The sequence below is a fragment of the Candidatus Margulisiibacteriota bacterium genome, from assembly GCA_018822365.1.
Classification (GTDB): Bacteria; Margulisbacteria; WOR-1; order O2-12-FULL-45-9; family XYB2-FULL-48-7; genus XYB2-FULL-45-9.
Window position 1 is genome coordinate 1 of record JAHJKL010000044.1, and the last position, 2,080, is coordinate 2,080.

Annotated in this window: 3 protein-coding genes; all 3 read right to left on the minus strand. The window is 49.6% G+C overall.

Annotated elements, in window-relative coordinates; translation table 11 throughout:
* A partial coding sequence (locus KKF06_03685) for an oligosaccharide flippase family protein (protein ID MBU1616871.1) occupies positions 1-691 on the minus strand: 691 nt, incomplete at its 3' end.
* Positions 684-1,232 (minus strand): GNAT family N-acetyltransferase, encoded by a 549-nt coding sequence (locus tag KKF06_03690; protein MBU1616872.1) that lies wholly within the window; start codon positions 1,230-1,232, stop codon positions 684-686. The genes KKF06_03685 and KKF06_03690, both read right to left, overlap by 8 nt.
* On the minus strand, positions 1,229-2,080 hold an 852-nt coding region (pseI, locus tag KKF06_03695; GenBank protein ID MBU1616873.1), incomplete at its 5' end, for a pseudaminic acid synthase. The genes pseI and KKF06_03690, both read right to left, overlap by 4 nt.

The window sequence follows — 2,080 nt, forward strand, 5'->3', positions numbered from 1 at the left end:
CGAACCCGGTCAGGACCTTGGGAACCAACTGCAGACCGAAAAGAATGTTCTCAAACAGCAAAGTAAAGTTCAGCTTGTAAGAATAACCGGAATTAAAAACAACAAACAGAACCAGCAGCAAACATACATTCGCGGTCAAAGCGCCCAATAACGGCCCCATAAAAGAGAGCTTAAAGGCCCAAACGTAGAGCAGATTAAGCCCGCTGGTCATAATGGTTTGGGTCACTATAAAGCCGGCAAAGAGCTTGGCCCGCTCCATGCTCTGGAAGATCGTCAGATAAAAACTATTGATGTAAGCTAAATAAGCGGCCAGGTAAGCGACAAAGATCGCGTTACCGTAGAGCGTCTTGCCAATGATCATTTGGGAGATATTATCCCGTAAAAGATAAACTCCGATCGAACTGGCAATCAGCATCAGGAACAAAAACACCTGGGAAGTCATGATCAAGCCGTTCAGTTGTTCCTTGTCCTTGCGGTATTGAAAATAGTTCCGCTGGGTGGCGCTAACCAAGCCAAAAGTTAAAAGCCCAACCGCTATCGCCGGAAAGAGATTGGCCATGATGATGATCCCGTAATCGGCCGGCCGCAGTAGCCGGGTCATGATCGGGATCGTGATCACGCTCAAGGCGTACCCCACAAAATTGGGAGCTGTGTAAATAATTATATTTTGAATATTTTTTTCTTTAAGCACCGGACCAATCCTCCTTCAAAAATCCAACTATTAAGCCATCGACCCTTTTGTTTTTTAACTGATACCGCTCCCGAAGCGCCGCCTCGATCTTAAACCCAGCCTTCTTAAAGATCGCGATCGATCCCAGATTGTTGGCGTATATCCCCGCTTCGATCCGTTTGAGCTTTAATATTTTAAAACCGTAAGCGACAAGCAGTTCGATCGCTTCGGTCCCTATCCCCTTCCCCCAAAAAGCTTTCCGTCCGACGGCGATGCCGATCACCCCGTAGCCGTGACGATGATTAAGGTCGGAAAAAGAAATATTGCCAACGTGCAAACCAGTCGCCCGGTCAAATATCCCGAAAAGCAATTTACGGTCGCAACCCGCAAAGGAACGGACATAGGCTTCCACAGTCTTTTTTGTCTGTTTAACATGACGCGACTCCAAATACTGGTTGACCTCGGGATCGTTCAGCCAGTTGATGTAATCAGCGGTAATATCGCCGACCTGGAATTCTTTCAAATAAATATTCTTTCCTGAAATGATCAGCGATTTTTTCATATCATCTCCCGGCCGACCGGGGTCCCCTTCTTTAGGTCGCGCTTTACTTTTTTGCCGAGCAGTTCATCGTAATATTTTGGCGCCAGCCCGTAACCCGGCCGGATCACCCGCAGATTCTGTTTATTGAACGCCTCCCCTTTTTTCATGTCCTGGGCGACGTAGAGCGACCGTTTATAGATCAGAGATCTTTTCTCTTCGGCGGTCGGTTCATAGCTCACCTTGCCCAAGGCTTCCCAGGCCCGCCCGCTTTCTTCGACCAGCTGTTTCAATTCGGCCGGCTCGAGCGAAAAAGCGGCGTCCACTCCGCCAGCGGCGCGAGATAAAGTGAAATGCTTCTCAATGACCGTCGCGCCAAGGGCGACCGCGGCGATCGCCGCCCCCAGCCCTAAGGTATGGTCCGAGATCCCCGCCTGGCATTTGAAGGTTTGCCGCAGACTAGGGATGGTTAAAATATTGGAGTTTTTTGGGGACGAAGGATAAGAGCTGGTGCATTTGAGCAAGACCAGATCCCGGCAACCGGCCCGGCGGGCGGTCTGAACCGTTTCCTTAAGCTCGGCCAGGGTCGCCAGTCCGGTGGAAAGAATGATCGGTTTCCCGGTCTTGGCGACTTTTTTGACCAGCGGCAAGTCGTTATTCTCAAAAGAAGCGATCTTATAAAATGGGATGTCTAATTCTTCCAAAAAATCGACCGCTGTTTCATCAAACGGGGTGCTAAAGCCGATCATCCCCAGCTTCTTGCAAAGTTTGAAGATCGGTTTGTGCCATTCCCACGGCGTGGCCGCTTTTTGGTAAAGGTCATAAAGCGAAGTCCCGCGCCAGGGACTCTTCTTGTCGCTGATGAAAAATTC

What these genes read in the sequence shown, in the direction of transcription:
- KKF06_03690 (MBU1616872.1), bottom strand. Translation starts at nt 1,232, where the DNA reads ATGAAAAAATCGCTGATCATTTCAGGAAAGAATATTTATTTGAAAGAA.